Here is a 16771-nt window from a genome sequence, read left to right as displayed (position 1 = left end):
CCATGCCGTTCACCCCGAGCCACGCGGTCGTCGCGTTGCCTTTCGTGCGCACACCGCTGGTGCCGGCGGCGATCGCGATCGGGGCGATGACCCCCGATCTGCCGTTGTTCCTGCGCGGCTTCGGGGTGCCGTACGGGTTCACCCATTCGGTGGCGAACGTCGTGTGGACGACGCTGATCGCGTTCGTGCTGTTCGTGGTTTGGCGGGTGGTGATGCGCCCGGGCCTGGTGGCGCTGGCTCCGGATGCCCTCGCGGCACGGCTGCCCGATCAGTGGCGGCAGACGGGTCGGCGTGCCGTCGCCGAAGCCGTCGGCGCGCGTGCGCGGTTCGGCTATCCGCTGCTGCTGGTGCTCTCCTTGATGATCGGTGTGATCTCGCACATCGTCTGGGATCTGTTCACGCATGAGGGTCGCTGGGGCGTCGAGGCGATTCCCGCCCTGCAGGCGGCGTGGGGACTGTTGCCCGGATACAAGTGGCTGCAGTACGGCTCAAGCGCCTTCGGATTGGCGCTCATCGGCATCTGGATGCTGATCTGGCTGCGTCGACGCCCGGTCGCCCCGCGCCCGGCGTTGCTGCCGACGTGGCTGCGCTGGGCGTGGATGGCGGCGCTGCCGATCGTGCTCGTGTCGGCGTGGATGCTGGGGCTCGCGGCCTACGGACCGCTGACCGACGAGTTCACTGTGCGGCATCTGGCGTACGCGACGCTGCCGGCGGCCTCCGGACTGTGGGGTGTGTTGACGGTGCTGCTATGCGTCGCGATCGTCATCGTGCCGCGACGCACAGCGGCTCCGACCGCTCACCACGATGCGGTGTCGGCGCCCCATTCCCGCAGAGACGCATAACGCGTCGGAGCGCCCGGCCAGGTGACGGCGGGTACAACGGTGGTGACGTCATGCCCACCCACCGTGAAGGACTGGGTCTCGGGGTTGGTAGGTGGCTGAGCTGACTCGTCGTGCGCTGATTCCGGTCGGCGGGGCATGCCGAGCAGTTCGGCTGCCACGCGCCGCAGCGACGTGCTGACGAACCAGGTGCCATCTTCGGATGCCCGGCGCCGCAGGGCATCGGCGATCCCCGCGGCCAGCAGATACCCGGCGGAGTGGTCGAGCGCCTGCGCGGGCAGCGCGCCGGGCGTCTCGCCATCGGCCGATTCGCACCACGCGATGCCCGACTCGGCCTGAACGAGGCTGTCGAAACCGCGGGGTGAGTCTGCGCCGGGCCAGGCGGTCAACTGCGCGATGAGAAGGTGCGGATGCCGTTCGCCGAGCAGCTTCGGTGATAGCCCGAGGCGCCGCAGACCCTCGGGGCGATAGCCGAGCACGACGACATCGGCGTCGTGGAGCAGCGACTCGACGAGGTCCGACTCGGATGCGATGTCGACAAGCGCCGTGCGCTTTCCATGCCCGGTGTCGAGATGCTGCCACGCGAACTCGGGGCGCGTCGGCGCGTCGATCCGCAGCACGTCCGCTCCGGCGAAGGCCAGCGTGCGTGTGGCGACAGGGCCGGCGATCACGCGGGTGAGGTCGAGCACGCGCACGCCGTCGAGCGGGCGTGACGCGTTCGAGCGGGGGAGTGCGCGTTTCGGCGCGTTGCCGAGACGCTCGATTGCGACGATCGGATGCTGCCGCAGGGCCGCGTCGGTGGCTGGGTCCTCCCGGCGCACTGGCACGCACAGCCCGCCGCGCGCACGGACGGCCGCGACGGCATGCTGGGTCGAGGTCGCTGCCAACAACGCGCGGAGGTCATCGGACGACGCGTGCGTGTCGAGACTCAGACCGGCGCACAGAGCAACAGCATGGTGCGGATAGTTGGCATGGGTGCGCACCCACCCGTCGGCGGTGCGCCAGAAGCCCGACAGCGGAGACCAGACGTCCGGCTGCTCGCCGTCGATCAGCAGATGGCGGTCACTCCGGTATGCGGCGGCTACCCGCTGCGGATCCGGCGATGAGTTCGGCGTGCCCGCGAGCGCCGCGCCTGCGGCGGCGACGCTGCGCGCGGCCAAATCGCCTACCGCCAGGTGCGCAGGAAGGGGAACGGCGGACTGCAAGCCTGTTGCGGGAGACGACATGCGTCGAGCCTAGAGGCGTCACGTAGCGCGACACGCCCGGGATGCGCGGGTGATTTGCCGGGATGCCCGGATCCACGTAAATTATTACTTGTTCGCCCCAAGCGGTTGAGCGGAAGGCCTCAGGGCCTGGCTCCCCTCCAAGCAGCGAACATCTCATCTTCCACCACCAGTCATGATGGTGTAGGGTAGAGATCCGGGTTCCGGTCCGGCTGCACAGCAGCCCCGGATGACCCGAACTTAGATTGTGAAGTTGCCTTGCGCGTCTGGCCTTTGTTGGTTGGTGTGTGGGTGCGTCCGATCCTTGAGAACTCAACAGCGTGCACTTGTCAAATGCCAAATTATCCTCGTCCAGTCTTTTTGGCTGGTTGAGAATTCCTTTGGATCAAATTATATGTGAATGTCAGCAATGATGTTCGTTTTTTGGTCATGATTGAACTCGCTGCCTGTTCGCCGTTTTCCCGGTGGGTGGGTATGCATCGTTTTTTTACGGAGAGTTTGATCCTGGCTCAGGATGAACGCTGGCGGCGTGCTTAACACATGCAAGTCGAACGATGAAGCCTAGCTTGCTGGGTGGATTAGTGGCGAACGGGTGAGTAACACGTGAGCAACCTGCCCCTGACTCTGGGATAAGCGCTGGAAACGGCGTCTAATACTGGATATGTCCCATCACCGCATGGTGTGTGGGTGGAAAGATTTTTCGGTTGGGGATGGGCTCGCGGCCTATCAGCTTGTTGGTGAGGTAATGGCTCACCAAGGCGTCGACGGGTAGCCGGCCTGAGAGGGTGACCGGCCACACTGGGACTGAGACACGGCCCAGACTCCTACGGGAGGCAGCAGTGGGGAATATTGCACAATGGGCGAAAGCCTGATGCAGCAACGCCGCGTGAGGGATGACGGCCTTCGGGTTGTAAACCTCTTTTAGCAGGGAAGAAGCGAGAGTGACGGTACCTGCAGAAAAAGCACCGGCTAACTACGTGCCAGCAGCCGCGGTAATACGTAGGGTGCAAGCGTTATCCGGAATTATTGGGCGTAAAGAGCTCGTAGGCGGTCTGTCGCGTCTGCTGTGAAATTCCGAGGCTCAACCTCGGGCTTGCAGTGGGTACGGGCAGACTAGAGTGCGGTAGGGGAGATTGGAATTCCTGGTGTAGCGGTGGAATGCGCAGATATCAGGAGGAACACCGATGGCGAAGGCAGATCTCTGGGCCGTAACTGACGCTGAGGAGCGAAAGGGTGGGGAGCAAACAGGCTTAGATACCCTGGTAGTCCACCCCGTAAACGTTGGGAACTAGTTGTGGGGTCCTTTCCACGGATTCCGTGACGCAGCTAACGCATTAAGTTCCCCGCCTGGGGAGTACGGCCGCAAGGCTAAAACTCAAAGGAATTGACGGGGACCCGCACAAGCGGCGGAGCATGCGGATTAATTCGATGCAACGCGAAGAACCTTACCAAGGCTTGACATACACGAGAACGGGCCAGAAATGGTCAACTCTTTGGACACTCGTGAACAGGTGGTGCATGGTTGTCGTCAGCTCGTGTCGTGAGATGTTGGGTTAAGTCCCGCAACGAGCGCAACCCTCGTTCTATGTTGCCAGCACGTAATGGTGGGAACTCATGGGATACTGCCGGGGTCAACTCGGAGGAAGGTGGGGATGACGTCAAATCATCATGCCCCTTATGTCTTGGGCTTCACGCATGCTACAATGGCCGGTACAATGGGCTGCAATACCGTGAGGTGGAGCGAATCCCAAAAAGCCGGTCCCAGTTCGGATTGAGGTCTGCAACTCGACCTCATGAAGTCGGAGTCGCTAGTAATCGCAGATCAGCAACGCTGCGGTGAATACGTTCCCGGGTCTTGTACACACCGCCCGTCAAGTCATGAAAGTCGGTAACACCTGAAGCCGGTGGCCTAACCCCTTGTGGGAGGGAGCTGTCGAAGGTGGGATCGGTAATTAGGACTAAGTCGTAACAAGGTAGCCGTACCGGAAGGTGCGGCTGGATCACCTCCTTTCTAAGGAGCACTGCGGTTCTTCGGGACCGACAGAGCCGGATTCACACCGAATGTGTGTGACCGGAGCTCATGGGTGGAACATTTGACATGGCTCTTGGTGAGTCTTCTGGTTTTAGTACGCCGCTTGCGGTGGGAACGGACTGGGGGATGAGCTGGGGGCCTGCACGCTGTTGGGTCCTGAGGGACCGGGCCGGCCTTCCCTGTTGTGGGGTGGGTTGTTCTGTTTCCTTGTGGCCCCTTTCGTCGTCTCCCTTTGTGGGGGGTGGTGTGGGGGGACCGCCCGTACTTTGAGAACTACACAGTGGACGCGAGCATCTTAAAGAATTATTTGCTGCCAGTCTTTTCCTGGGCTGGTGGCTTCTCATGTGATTTCAAGTCTTTAAGAGCAAACGGTGGATGCCTTGGCATCTGGAGCCGAAGAAGGACGTAGCAATCTGCGATAAGCCTCGGGGAACTGATAAGCGAGTTTTGATCCGAGGATGTCCGAATGGGGAAACCCCGCCAGGCGTTTGTGCGACCTGGTGACTCCCGCCTGAATATATAGGGCGGGTAGAGGGAACGTGGGGAAGTGAAACATCTCAGTACCCACAGGAAGAGAAAACAACAGTGATTCCGTGAGTAGTGGCGAGCGAAAGCGGATGAGGCTAAACCGGGTGTGTGTGATAGCCGGCAGGTGTTGCATGCCCGGGGTTGTGGGACTTTTCTGATCATTCTGCCGAGTGGTCGACGTGATGTGACGGTGTAGACGAATGGTCTTGAAAGGCCAGCCATAGTGGGTGCCAGCCCCGTAGTTGAAACGCTGCTCACAGCGTGAAGAGTATCCCAAGTAGCACGGGGCCCGAGAAATCCCGTGTGAATCTGTCAGGACCACCTGATAAGCCTAAATACTCCCAGATGACCGATAGCGGACAAGTACCGTGAGGGAAAGGTGAAAAGTACCCCGGGAGGGGAGTGAAATAGTACCTGAAACCGTTTGCTTACAAACCGTTGGAGCCTCCTTAGTAGGGGTGACAGCGTGCCTTTTGAAGAATGAGCCTGCGAGTTAGTGATATGTGGCGAGGTTAACCCGTGTGGGGTAGCCGTAGCGAAAGCGAGTCTGAATAGGGCGATTCAGTCGCATGTCCTAGACCCGAAGCGAAGTGATCTATCCATGGCCAGGCTGAAGCGACGGTAAGACGTCGTGGAGGGCCGAACCCACTTAGGTTGAAAACTGAGGGGATGAGCTGTGGATAGGGGTGAAAGGCCAATCAAACTTCGTGATAGCTGGTTCTCTCCGAAATGCATTTAGGTGCAGCGTTGCGTGTTTCTTGCCGGAGGTAGAGCTACTGGATGGCCGATGGGCCTCACCAGGTTACTGACGTCAGCCAAACTCCGAATGCCGGTAAGTGAGAGCGCAGCAGTGAGACTGTGGGGGATAAGCTTCATAGTCGAGAGGGAAACAACCCAGACCACCATCTAAGGTCCCAAAGCGCGTGCTAAGTGGAAAAGGATGTGGAGTTGCTTAGACAACCAGGAGGTTGGCTTAGAAGCAGCCACCCTTGAAAGAGTGCGTAATAGCTCACTGGTCAAGTGATTCCGCGCCGACAATGTAACGGGGCTCAAGCACGCCACCGAAGTTGTGGCATTGACATTTTTGGTAGGCCTTCGTGGTCCAGCCGTGTTGATGGGTAGGAGAGCGTCGTGTGGCGAGTGAAGCGGCGGTGTGAACCAGCCGTGGACGCTACACGAGTGAGAATGCAGGCATGAGTAGCGAAAGACGTGTGAGAAACACGTCCTCCGGAAGACCAAGGGTTCCAGGGTCAAGCTAATCTTCCCTGGGTAAGTCGGGACCTAAGGCGAGGCCGACAGGCGTAGTCGATGGACAACGGGTTGATATTCCCGTACCGGCGAAGAACCGCCCAAGCTAATCCAGTAATGCTAAGTGTCCAAAGCCAGTCATCGTCACCTTCGGGTGGCACCGGCTGGTGGAGCACACGACCCTATGCTGGTGCGGCTAGCGTATTAACAGGTGTGACGCAGGAAGGTAGCCCAAGCCAGGCGATGGTTGTCCTGGTGCAAGTGTGTAGGCCGAGTCATAGGCAAATCCGTGACTCATGATGGCTGAGACACGATGCGGATAAAAAGTGGGTGATCCTATGCTGCCGAGAAAAGCATCGACGCGAGGTTCAAGCCGCCCGTACCCCAAACCGACTCAGGTGGTCAGGTAGAGAATACCAAGGAGATCGAGAGAATCGTGGTTAAGGAACTCGGCAAAATGCCCCCGTAACTTCGGGAGAAGGGGGGCCATCCACTTATACCCACTTGCTGGGAAAAGGGTGTGGTGGCCGCAGAGACTAGTGGGTAGCGACTGTTTACTAAAAACACAGGTCCGTGCGAAGACGCAAGTCGATGTATACGGACTGACGCCTGCCCGGTGCTGGAAGGTTAAGAGGGCCGGTTAGCCGCAAGGCGAAGCTGAGAATTTAAGCCCCAGTAAACGGCGGTGGTAACTATAACCATCCTAAGGTAGCGAAATTCCTTGTCGGGTAAGTTCCGACCTGCACGAATGGCGTAACGACTTCCCAACTGTCTCAACCGCGAACTCGGCGAAATTGCATTACGAGTAAAGATGCTCGTTACGCGCAGCAGGACGGAAAGACCCCGTGACCTTTACTACAGCTTGGTATTGGTGTTCGGTGTGGCTTGTGTAGGATAGGTGGGAGACTGTGAAGCCATGACGCCAGTTATGGTGGAGTCATTGTTGAAATACCACTCTGGTCATATTGGATATCTAACTTCGAACCGTGATCCGGTTCAGGGACAGTGCCTGGTGGGTAGTTTAACTGGGGCGGTTGCCTCCCAAAAAGTAACGGAGGCGCCCAAAGGTTCCCTCAACCTGGTTGGCAATCAGGTGGCGAGTGTAAGTGCACAAGGGAGCTTGACTGTGAGACTGACAGGTCGAGCAGGGACGAAAGTCGGGACTAGTGATCCGGCAGTGGCTTGTGGAAGCGCTGTCGCTCAACGGATAAAAGGTACCTCGGGGATAACAGGCTGATCTTGCCCAAGAGTCCATATCGACGGCATGGTTTGGCACCTCGATGTCGGCTCGTCGCATCCTGGGGCTGGAGTAGGTCCCAAGGGTTGGGCTGTTCGCCCATTAAAGCGGTACGCGAGCTGGGTTTAGAACGTCGTGAGACAGTTCGGTCCCTATCCGCTGCGCGCGTAGGAAGTTTGAGAGGATCTGACCCTAGTACGAGAGGACCGGGTTGGACGAACCTCTGGTGTGCCAGTTGTTCCGCCAGGAGCACCGCTGGTTAGCTACGTTCGGGATGGATAACCGCTGAAAGCATCTAAGCGGGAAGCCGGCCTCAAGATGAGACTTCCATCACCTTCGGGTGGAGAGGCTCCCAGCCAGACTACTGGGTTGATAGGCCAGATGTGGAAGCACGGCAACGTGTGCAGCTGACTGGTACTAATAAGCCGATGACTTGATAACACCAATTCTTTCCAAAGATGAACGCGTCCACTTTGTGGTTCTCGACGTACGGTCGGAACCAAACAACACACCCACGAGTGTGTTGCCGACACATGTCAATAGTGTTACGGCGGCCATAGCGTGAGGGAAACGCCCGGTCACATTCCGAACCCGGAAGCTAAGCCTCACAGCGCCGATGGTACTGCAGGGGGGACCCTGTGGGAGAGTAGGACACCGCCGGACTTCTCTTAAGTAAAATGGCCACCCAGAGCTGGGTGGCCATTTTGCGTTTTACAGTCATACAGGGAGTCAGAATGTCAGATGAGCAGCGGGACCGCCGTAACGAAGGCGATGGCGCGCACAAGCGACGTTCGGACTCCGACCGCAGCAGCGACAATCGCAAGCCGCGGTACTCGGACTCCTCCTCGCGTCGCCCGCGTCGCGATGACGAGCGTCGCCCATATGGGGACCGCCCGCAGGGCGATCGCCCCTATGGAGACCGCCAGAGCCGCGGCGATCGCGATCGTTCGCAGGGTGACCGGGGTCGTCCCCAAGGTGAGCGTCGTCCGTATGGCGATCGTCCGCAGGGTGAGCGTCGTCCCTACGGCGACCGTCCGCAGGGCGACCGCCCGTACCGTGGCGATCGTGACCGTCCGCAGGGTGACCGTCCGTACCGAGGGGAACGGGATCGTCCGCAGGGTGAGCGTCGTCCCTACGGCGACCGCCCGCAGGGCGACCGTCCGTACCGTGGCGATCGTGACCGTCCGCAGGGTGACCGTCCGTACCGAGGGGAACGGGATCGTCCGCAGGGTGAGCGTCGTCCCTACGGCGACCGCCCGCAGGGCGACCGTCCGTACCGAGGGGACCGGGATCGTCCGCAGGGTGACCGTCCGTACCGTGGGGACCGGGATCGTCCGCAGGGTGACCGTCCGTACCGTGGGGACCGGGATCGTCCTCAGGGTGACCGTCCGTACCGTGGGGACCGGGATCGTCCTCAGGGTGACCGTCCGTACCGTGGCGACCGTGACCGCCAGCAGGGTGAGCGTCGTCCCTACGGCGACCGTCCGCAGGGTGACCGCCGTCCGTATGGCGATCGTCCTCAGGGTGACCGCCCGTACCGCGGCGATCGTGACCGCCCCCAGGGCGAGCGTCGTCCCTACGGCGACCGTCCCCTGGGTGAGCGTCGTCCCTACGGCGATCGTCCCCAGGGTGAGCGTCGTCCCTACGGCGATCGTCCCCAGGGTGAGCGTCGTCCCTACGGTGATCGTGACCGCGACCGCTCCCAGTACGGGCGGGATGACCGCGGCTCCAAGCAGTCTTACCGCGACCGTCCCCGCGGGGGAGTGGACCGGCCGCAGAACGAGTTCGCGCCGGTGCGCGAACGCGTACCCGAGCCGCCGCTGCCCGAGGAGATCACTCCGAAGGACCTGCACCCGGCCGCGCGCAACGAGCTGAAGACCCTCAGCAAGGAGAACGCCGAGCAGGTCGCTCGGCACCTGGCGATGGTCGCCCGTCTGATCGACGATGAGCCGGCACGCGCGCACGAGCACGCGCTGGCGGCTTCGCGTCGCGCCGGCCGTATCGCCGTCGTGCGTGAGACGCTCGCCATTACCGCGTACGCAACAGAGGACTTCGCTCTTGCCCTGCGTGAGCTGCGCACCTACCGCCGTATCTCGGGCAAGGACGACCAGATCGCCCTGATCGTCGACAGTGAGCGCGGCGTCGGCCGTCCTGACCGCGCCCTCGAAGAGGGACGCGGCGTCGACCGGGCCGCGCTGACCCCGGATGTGCGCGTCGCCCTGGCAATCGCGATGTCCGGTGCGCGCCTCGACCGCGGCGAGACCGAGCTCGCGCTTGGCGAACTCGAGATCCCCGAACTCAACCCTGACCGTGCCTTTGAATGGAGCCCCGCGCTCTTCTCGGCATACGCCGCAGTGCTCGAGGACCTCGGTCGCGCGGACGAGTCGGCTTTCTGGAACCAGCGTGCCGAGGTGGCGACGTCCGCTCTCGGCCTTGACGGCCAGTTCGACGAGATCTTCGTCGAGGACGGACTCGTCGAGGACTTCGACGATGACTTCGAAGAGCCCGTTGACGGCACCGCAGATGACACAGCAGACGCCGTTGACGCCGCCGTTGACGCCGCAGACGCTGCTGACACAGCAAGCTCCGATGACAACGCTGAGCCTGTAGCATCCGACGACTCTGTATCCGACGACGCCGTATCCGACGACGCCGTATCCGACGACGCAGCATCCGACGAGACCGAAGGGGAGCCCGAGCGCTGATGGCTCTGTTCCGCCGCGCGAAGCCGGCATCCACTCCGCTGACCGACCGCGACGCTCTGCTCGCCGATCTCGATGGCGTCGTGTATGCCGGACCTCACGCGTTGCCGCACGCGATCGAGAACCTGAATCGCGCCGGTGAGTCGATGCGCCTCGGGTACATCACGAACAACGCCTCGCGGACGGACGCCGACGTCGCGGCTCACCTCACGGATCTGGGCCTCACAGTCGCACCCGACGAGGTCGTCACGAGCCCTCAGGCTGCGATGCGCCTGCTGTCGACGATCGTGCCGGCCCCGGCCACGATCTTGATCGTCGGGGGCGAGGGGCTCGTCGTCGAGGCACAGAAGGCCGGTTACACGGTGACGCGCAGTGCCGAGGATGCCCCGGCCGCCGTCGTGCAGGGCTTCGCACCCGAGGTGGCCTGGACCGACCTCGCCGAGGCCGCTTTCGCGCTGAAGCTGCCCGAGGATGAGGGCGGCATTCCCTGGATCTCGACCAACACCGACTGGACGATTCCGCGCGAGCGGGGGGTCGCGCCCGGTAACGGCACGCTCGTGTCGGCCGTGCACACCGCCATCGGACGGCTGTCGACGGTTGCGGGCAAGCCTGAGAAGCCGATCTTCGAAGAGGCCGTCGCACGATTCGGCGCACAGCGGCCGCTCTTCCTCGGCGACCGCCTCGACACCGACATCGCCGGTGCCGTGCGCGCGGGCATCGACTCGGCTCTCGTGCTGACGGGCATCGACCGTCCCAAGCACGTGCTGGCTGCGCCGCAGGGATCGCAGCCCGACTACATCCTCGCCGACCTGCGCGACCTGCACGTTCCCTACCCGGCTACTGCCGAGAAGGACGGCGTCTTCACGGTCAACGGCGCCTCGGTGCGCGTCGTGGATGCCGACGTGCAGATCCTCGCCGAGGGGCAGGCGCAGATCGATCTGCTGCGTGCCGGTGCCGCCGCGATCTGGGCGACCGGGCGCGCAATCTACGCGTTCCGCGTGCCCGAGCGCCTCTACGCCGACCCGTTCCATCGCCCCTGAGCGCCATCCGTCCACAGGTCAGGGCGTCGCCATCGTCTGCCGCGGCGCACGGGATACAGTGGACGGATGGAGCACCCGCGTGACGAGCCGACCGACGCGCTCTGGAGCCGCCTGCGCCTCATCGAGGGGCAGCCGCTGGCTGATCGTGCCGCCGCGTATGCAACCGTGCACGACGAGCTGATGAAACGGCTCGAGAGCGCTCCGCGCACCGACGACCGCGACGCGGTCCGCTGATGCCCCGGCTCGACGCTGCTCTCGCCGCGCGCGGTCTGGCGCGCTCGCGCACGCACGCGGCCTCGCTGATCGCCGAGGGGCTCGTGCGCATCGACGGCGTGATCGCGATCAAGGCCTCGACGGCGGTGACGGACGACGCGGACCTCGCCGTCGACGGCGGTGATCACTACGTGAGCCGCGGGGCGCACAAGCTCATCGCCGCATTGGACGGCTTCGACGTGGCGGTGCAGGGCCGCCTGGCACTCGATATGGGTGCCTCGACCGGTGGCTTCACGCAGGTGCTGCTCGAGCGCGGCGCGCGGCGCGTGCTCGCGGTCGACGTCGGTCATGGTCAATTGGCGCCCGCTCTCGCGGCTGATCCGTCCGTCGTGCTCGTCGAGGGCTTCAACGTGCGCCATATGACCGCGCAGACCCTCGCCGAGGCCACAGGCGAGCCCGCGCGCCCGGATCTGATCGTGGGGGATCTGTCGTTCATCTCGCTCGCGCTGGTGCTGCCCGCGGTGGCCGAGACCGCTGGTGCGCACGCCGATATCCTGCTGCTGATCAAGCCGCAGTTCGAGGTCGGGCGCACGGCCGTCAAGGGCGGCTTGGTCACCAGCGCCGCGGCTCGCGTGGACGCGGTCGAGCGCACGCTGTGGAGCGCGCACGACGCCGGGCTCGGAACCCTCGGCATCCTGCCGTCGCCGATTCTGGGTACGCACGGCAACGCCGAGTACCTGGTGCACCTCGCTCCCGGGCGCGGCACCGATCCGTCACAATGGACGGAGCAGATCGCACAGTTGGCAGGAGGACGATGAACGAGCGCCGCATCCTGGTCGTCGCCCACGCCAAGCGGGAGGACACCGTCGTCGCGGCACGGCGAGTCGTCGATGCCCTGCGTGATGCCGGAGCGACGCCCGTGCTGCCCGCGCCCGATCACGGCGAGTTCGCCGAGATCGACGAGCGGTTCGCCGACGTGGCAGTGCTGGGCGAGGAGATCGCTGCCGAACAGCTGGAGTTGGCCATCGTCCTCGGCGGCGATGGCACGATCCTGCGCGCCGCCGAGCTGGTCCGCGGTTCCGGGGCGCCGGTGTTGGGTATCAACATGGGCCACGTCGGGTTCCTCGCCGAGATCGACCGGGACGACATGGATGCTGCCGTGCACCGCGTCATCGACCGTGACTACGAGGTCGAGGAGCGTCTGGCACTGTCGGTGCGCGTCAAGGACGTCGCCGGTGAGGTCGTCTACGAGACGTGGGCGCTGAACGAGGCCACCGTCGAGAAGGCCAGCCGTGAGCGCATGATCGAGGTGGTCGTCGAGATCGACGGGCGCCCGCTGTCGAGCTTCGGCTGCGACGGCATGGTCGTATCGACTCCGACCGGATCGACCGCATACAACTTCTCGGCGGGTGGACCGGTGATCTGGCCTACCGTCGAGGCGATTGCTGTCGTGCCGCTGTCGGCGCACGCGCTGTTCGCCAAGCCGCTCGTGGTCGGGCCCGAGGCCTCGGTCGCGATCGAGATGCTCGAGCGCACCGATGGCACGGGCATCCTGTGGTGCGACGGTCGCAGGTCGCACGAGCTGCCGCCCGGAGCACGCGTCGTGGTGCGCCGCTCGGCGCAGCCGGTGCGGCTGGCGCGTCTGCACCCGACCGCGTTCACGAACCGCCTCGTGCGCAAGTTTCACCTGCCTGTCGCCGGATGGAGGGGCGCACCATGATCGACGAAATGCGCATCCGCGGGCTTGGCGTCATCGATGACGCCGTGCTCCCGCTCGGGCCGGGGTTCACCGCCGTGACCGGTGAGACCGGTGCGGGCAAGACCATGGTCGTCACCGGGCTCGGCCTGCTGCTCGGCGCGCGCGCGGACTCATCGGCGATCCGGGCCGGCGCGTCACAGGCATCCGTCGCCGGCGTCTGGGTCGTGCCGCAGCAGGGCGCGGTGACCGACATCGTCACCGACGCCGGGGGAGAGCTGGAGCCGGCGGGGGATGCTGCCGAGCTGTACGTCTCGCGCACACTCAGCGCCGAGGGGCGCAGCCGTGCCAGTGTGGGCGGTCGTCCGGCACCGGCCGCCGTGCTCTCGGCCCTCGCCGAGGAGCTCGTCGTCGTGCACGGCCAGTCCGACCAGCTGCGCCTGCGGTCGGCCGCCGCGCAGCGTGACGCGCTCGACCGGTTCGGGGGACAGGCCGTCGCCGACGCTGTCGCCCGGTACTCCGAGCGCTACCAGGCGTGGCGGGCGTTGGATGCCGAGATCACCGAGCTCTCTGAGAACCGCGACCGGCGCGCGGCTGAGGCCGCGCAGTTGCGCGAGCAGCTCGCCGAGATCGAACAGCTTGAGCCGCAGCCCGGTGAGGACGTCGAGCTCAATGAGCGCGCTGAACGCCTGGCGAACGCCGAGGAGCTGCGTGTGGCGGCATCCGTGGCGCGTTCGGCGCTCTCCAGCGAAGAGGATGCCCCTGACGTGACGGCGCTGGTCGCCGAGGCGCGGCGGTCACTGGAACGCGCTCCGGATCCGCAGTTGGCCGGGATCGCCGAAGGCCTCACCGATCTCGGTTACCGCACGGCCGACCTCGCACTTCAGCTGTCGGGCTACCTCGCCGACCTCGACGACTCGGGCCCGCACGAGCTCGCGGCCGTCGAAGAGCGCCGCGCCGCGATCGGCGGGCTGATCAGGCAGCACGGGTCGCTCGAGGCGGCGCTGGAGGTGTGGCGCACCGGATCGTTGCGCCTGGCCGAGCTCGACGACGACGGCGACCGCATCGAACGCCTCGAAGCCGACGCCGCGCGCGTCCGCGACGAGCTCGACGAAGCCGCGTCGGCATTGACCGCTGTGCGCACCGATGCCGCGGCGCGCCTCTCGCACGCCGTCACTGAGGAACTGCACGCCCTCGCGATGCCGGATGCCCGATTCGAGGCACGTGTCTCGGCCGGAGCCGAATCGCGCCATGGTCGCGACGACGTCGCCCTGCTGCTGGCGCCGCACCCCGGCGCTGAGCCGCGCTCGGTCTCGCGAGGCGCCTCGGGCGGTGAGCTGTCGCGCGTGATGCTCGCCATCGAGGTCGTCATCGCCGGAACCGACCCGGTTCCGACCTTCGTCTTCGACGAGGTGGATGCCGGCATCGGCGGCGCCGCGGCGATCGAGGTCGGCAGGCGCCTGGCGCAGCTGGCCCGCACGTCGCAGGTGATCGCCGTGACACACCTCGCCCAGGTGGCGGCGTTCGCCACCAACCACCTGTCGGTGGTGAAATCCCATGATGGTGCCGTGACAGCATCCAGCGTCACGCGTCTGTCGGGGGAGCCGCGCGAGGCCGAGATGGCCCGTCTGCTCTCGGGACTCGCCGATTCCGACGCCGCACTGACCCACGCCCGTGAACTGCTGAGCCTCGGCTCGAGCGCGACCTGATAGGATAGAAGCCCGTGATGAACTCTTCTGCAGCGGGACCCGACAACGACACCACAGCCACCACGAAGCACATCTTCGTGACGGGCGGTGTCGTTTCGTCTTTGGGTAAGGGCCTCACCGCAGCCAGCCTCGGAAACCTGCTCACGGCACGCGGACTCCGCGTCGTGATGCAGAAACTCGATCCGTATCTCAACGTCGACCCGGGCACCATGAACCCGTTCGAGCACGGCGAGGTCTTCGTCACGGACGACGGCGCTGAGACCGACCTCGACATCGGCCACTACGAGCGCTTCCTGGGCATCAACCTGTCGCGCGCCGCGAACGTGACGACCGGGCAGGTGTACTCGCAGGTCATCGCCAAGGAGCGCCGCGGCGACTACCTCGGCGCGACCGTGCAGGTGATCCCGCACATCAGCGACGAGATCAAGCGGCGCATGCGCCTGCAGGCCGACGAGACCCCCAAGCCCGACGTGATCATCACCGAGGTCGGCGGCACAGTCGGCGACATCGAGTCGCAGCCGTTCCTCGAGGCCGCGCGCCAGCTTCGTCACGAGCTGTCCCGCGACAACGTCTTCTTCGTTCACGTCTCGCTCGTGCCGTTCATGGGCGCCTCCGGCGAGCAGAAGACCAAGCCGACCCAGCACTCGGTGGCGGCTCTCCGCCAGGTCGGCATCCAGCCCGATGCGCTGGTGCTGCGCAGCGATCGTCCGGTCAGCGAGAGCAACCGCAACAAGATCGCGCTGATGTGTGACGTCGACAACGAGGGCGTGGTCAACACCGTTGACCTGCCGAGCATCTACGACATCCCCTCGACGCTGAACGAGCAGGGGCTGGATTCGTACATCATCCGCCGCCTCGGCCTGGACGCCAAGGCACGCGACGTCGACTGGACGCGCTGGAACCAGGTGCTGCACGCCGTGCACAACCCCAAGCACGAGGTCACGATCGGCCTGGTCGGCAAGTACATCGACCTGCCCGACGCCTACCTCTCGGTGACCGAGGCGCTCAAGGCCGGTGGCTTCGCGCAGGAGACCAAGGTCAACATCCGCTGGGTGCCCTCGGACTCGTGCGAGACGCCCGAGGGTGCTGAGAAGGCGCTCGGTGATCTCGATGGCATCCTGGTGCCCGGTGGCTTCGGCATCCGTGGCATCGAGGGCAAGGTCGGCGCGCTGCGCTTCGCCCGCGAACAGGGCATTCCGACCCTGGGCCTGTGCCTGGGTCTGCAGATGATGGTCGTCGAGTTCGCCCGTCACGTCGCCGGCATCGACGGTGCGTCGTCGACCGAGTTCGACCCCGAGACTGCGGCGCCCGTGATCGCGACGATGGCCGAGCAGATCGAGATCCTCGACGGCGGCGACCTGGGCGGCACCATGCGTCTGGGCCTGTACGAGGCTGCGCTGAGCGAGGGATCGCTGGCCCGCGAGCTGTACGGCGCAGAGACGGCATCCGAGCGCCACCGCCACCGCTACGAGGTCAACAACGCCTACCGTGCGCGCCTGTCCGAGGCGGGGCTCGTCTTCTCGGGACTCAACCCCGAGCTCGACCTGGTCGAGTACGTCGAGCTGCCGCGCGACGCGCACCCGTTCTACATCGCGACCCAGGCGCACCCCGAGCTGCGTTCGCGTCCGACCGAGCCGCACCCGCTGTTCCGCGGTCTCATCGGCGCGGCCATCGAGCGGCACCGCTCGAGCGAGCTGTTCAGCGAAGACGACTGATCAACGGATGACGCAGTTGCAGGACGAGCCGTTCGCGCCCGAGGTGATCAGCAGCGATCTGATCCACAACGGCTGGGTGTGGGACGTGCGCTCCGACCGGATCCGGTACGGTGACGGCGAGATCGTGCGAGAGTACGTCGCGCACACCGGCGCGGTCGCGATCGTCGCGCTCGACGAGGATGACCGGGTGCTGTTGATTCAGCAGTACCGGCATCCGATCCGTCATCGCGACTGGGAGCTGCCCGCCGGTCTGTTGGACGTGCCGGGGGAGGACCCGCTGTGCGCCGCACGGCGGGAACTCGCCGAGGAGACCGACATCACCGCCGAGAACTGGGAGCACCTGGTGTCGTCGTGGACGACGCCGGGCGGCAACGACGAGATGATCCACGTCTTTCTCGCCACCGGGATCTCGGCGGCCGAGGTCGCGCACGCCCGCGAGGCGGAAGAAGCCGACATCCGTGTGGAGTGGGTGCCGCTGGCAGAGGCTGCGGATGCTGTGCTTGCCGGGCGCATGCACAATGGCATCCTCTCCATCGGCGTGCTCGCCGCGGAGCGGCGGCTGCGTCTGCAACGGCACGACAAGGGCTGA

General features: G+C 64.7%; 11 protein-coding genes and 3 rRNA genes. 12 read left to right on the top strand and 2 right to left on the bottom strand.

What is annotated here, in order from left to right; all coding sequences use genetic code 11:
- The first annotated feature begins 2 nt into the window (after positions 1-2).
- Positions 3-842 (top strand): DUF4184 family protein, encoded by an 840-nt coding sequence (locus tag PTQ19_RS09855; RefSeq protein WP_274367184.1) that lies wholly within the window; start codon positions 3-5, stop codon positions 840-842.
- On the opposite strand, the gene PTQ19_RS09850 is transcribed toward PTQ19_RS09855, so the two are convergent.
- The gene (locus PTQ19_RS09850) at positions 797-2065 is read right to left on the bottom strand and encodes a CoA transferase (protein ID WP_274367183.1); all 1269 of its coding nucleotides are present in this window, start codon (positions 2063-2065) and stop codon (positions 797-799) included. The two genes, PTQ19_RS09855 and PTQ19_RS09850, sit on opposite strands and share 46 nt — an antisense overlap.
- 483 nt (positions 2066-2548) lie before the next feature.
- Here PTQ19_RS09850 and PTQ19_RS09845 point away from each other — a divergent pair.
- The 3 genes from PTQ19_RS09845 to rrf all read left to right on the top strand — a co-directional run bounded on the left by PTQ19_RS09845 (position 2549) and on the right by rrf (position 7770).
- Positions 2549-4073 (top strand): 16S ribosomal RNA (locus PTQ19_RS09845).
- Positions 4074-4442: 369 nt separating this feature from the next.
- Positions 4443-7548 (top strand): 23S ribosomal RNA (locus tag PTQ19_RS09840).
- A gap of 105 nt (positions 7549-7653) precedes the next feature.
- Positions 7654-7770 (top strand): 5S ribosomal RNA (rrf, locus tag PTQ19_RS09835).
- Together the 16S, 23S and 5S rRNA genes form the textbook arrangement of a ribosomal RNA operon.
- A gap of 74 nt (positions 7771-7844) precedes the next feature.
- Here rrf and PTQ19_RS09830 read toward each other — a convergent pair.
- Entirely contained in the window at positions 7845-8960 is a 1116-nt protein-coding gene (locus tag PTQ19_RS09830; protein ID WP_274367182.1) for a hypothetical protein, read from the bottom strand.
- On the opposite strand from PTQ19_RS09830, the gene PTQ19_RS09825 reads away from it, so the two are divergent.
- From PTQ19_RS09825 to PTQ19_RS09790, 8 genes are all read left to right on the top strand, one after another.
- Positions 8901-9812 (top strand): hypothetical protein, encoded by a 912-nt coding sequence (locus PTQ19_RS09825; RefSeq protein ID WP_274367181.1) that lies wholly within the window; start codon positions 8901-8903, stop codon positions 9810-9812. The two genes, PTQ19_RS09830 and PTQ19_RS09825, sit on opposite strands and share 60 nt — an antisense overlap.
- Positions 9812-10849: an HAD-IIA family hydrolase gene (locus PTQ19_RS09820; protein ID WP_274367180.1), complete on the top strand. Its 1038-nt coding sequence runs from the start codon at positions 9812-9814 to the stop codon at positions 10847-10849. Before PTQ19_RS09825 ends, PTQ19_RS09820 begins: the two co-directional genes overlap by 1 nt.
- A 66-nt stretch (positions 10850-10915) precedes the next feature.
- Positions 10916-11083, top strand: coding sequence for a hypothetical protein (locus tag PTQ19_RS09815; RefSeq protein WP_179410468.1), 168 nt, complete (start codon positions 10916-10918; stop codon positions 11081-11083).
- Positions 11083-11880, top strand: coding sequence for a TlyA family RNA methyltransferase (locus PTQ19_RS09810; RefSeq protein ID WP_274367179.1), 798 nt, complete (start codon positions 11083-11085; stop codon positions 11878-11880). Before PTQ19_RS09815 ends, PTQ19_RS09810 begins: the two co-directional genes overlap by 1 nt.
- Positions 11877-12782, top strand: coding sequence for an NAD kinase (locus tag PTQ19_RS09805; RefSeq protein ID WP_179410470.1), 906 nt, complete (start codon positions 11877-11879; stop codon positions 12780-12782). Before PTQ19_RS09810 ends, PTQ19_RS09805 begins: the two co-directional genes overlap by 4 nt.
- Positions 12779-14467, top strand: a complete 1689-nt coding sequence (gene recN, locus PTQ19_RS09800; protein ID WP_274367178.1) for a DNA repair protein RecN — start codon at positions 12779-12781, stop codon at positions 14465-14467. The genes PTQ19_RS09805 and recN overlap by 4 nt, the downstream gene beginning before the upstream one ends.
- Before the next feature lie 17 nt (positions 14468-14484).
- On the top strand, positions 14485-16182 hold the full coding sequence (locus PTQ19_RS09795; RefSeq protein WP_274367177.1) for a CTP synthase: 1698 nt from the start codon (positions 14485-14487) through the stop codon (positions 16180-16182).
- A 7-nt stretch (positions 16183-16189) separates the two neighbouring features.
- Positions 16190-16771, top strand: coding sequence for an NUDIX domain-containing protein (locus PTQ19_RS09790; protein WP_179410473.1), 582 nt, complete (start codon positions 16190-16192; stop codon positions 16769-16771).

It is taken from the genome of Microbacterium esteraromaticum, from assembly GCF_028747645.1.
In the GTDB taxonomy this organism is placed as follows: Bacteria; Actinomycetota; Actinomycetes; order Actinomycetales; family Microbacteriaceae; genus Microbacterium; species Microbacterium esteraromaticum_C.
This window is presented reverse-complemented; position numbering and strand designations above follow the sequence as displayed.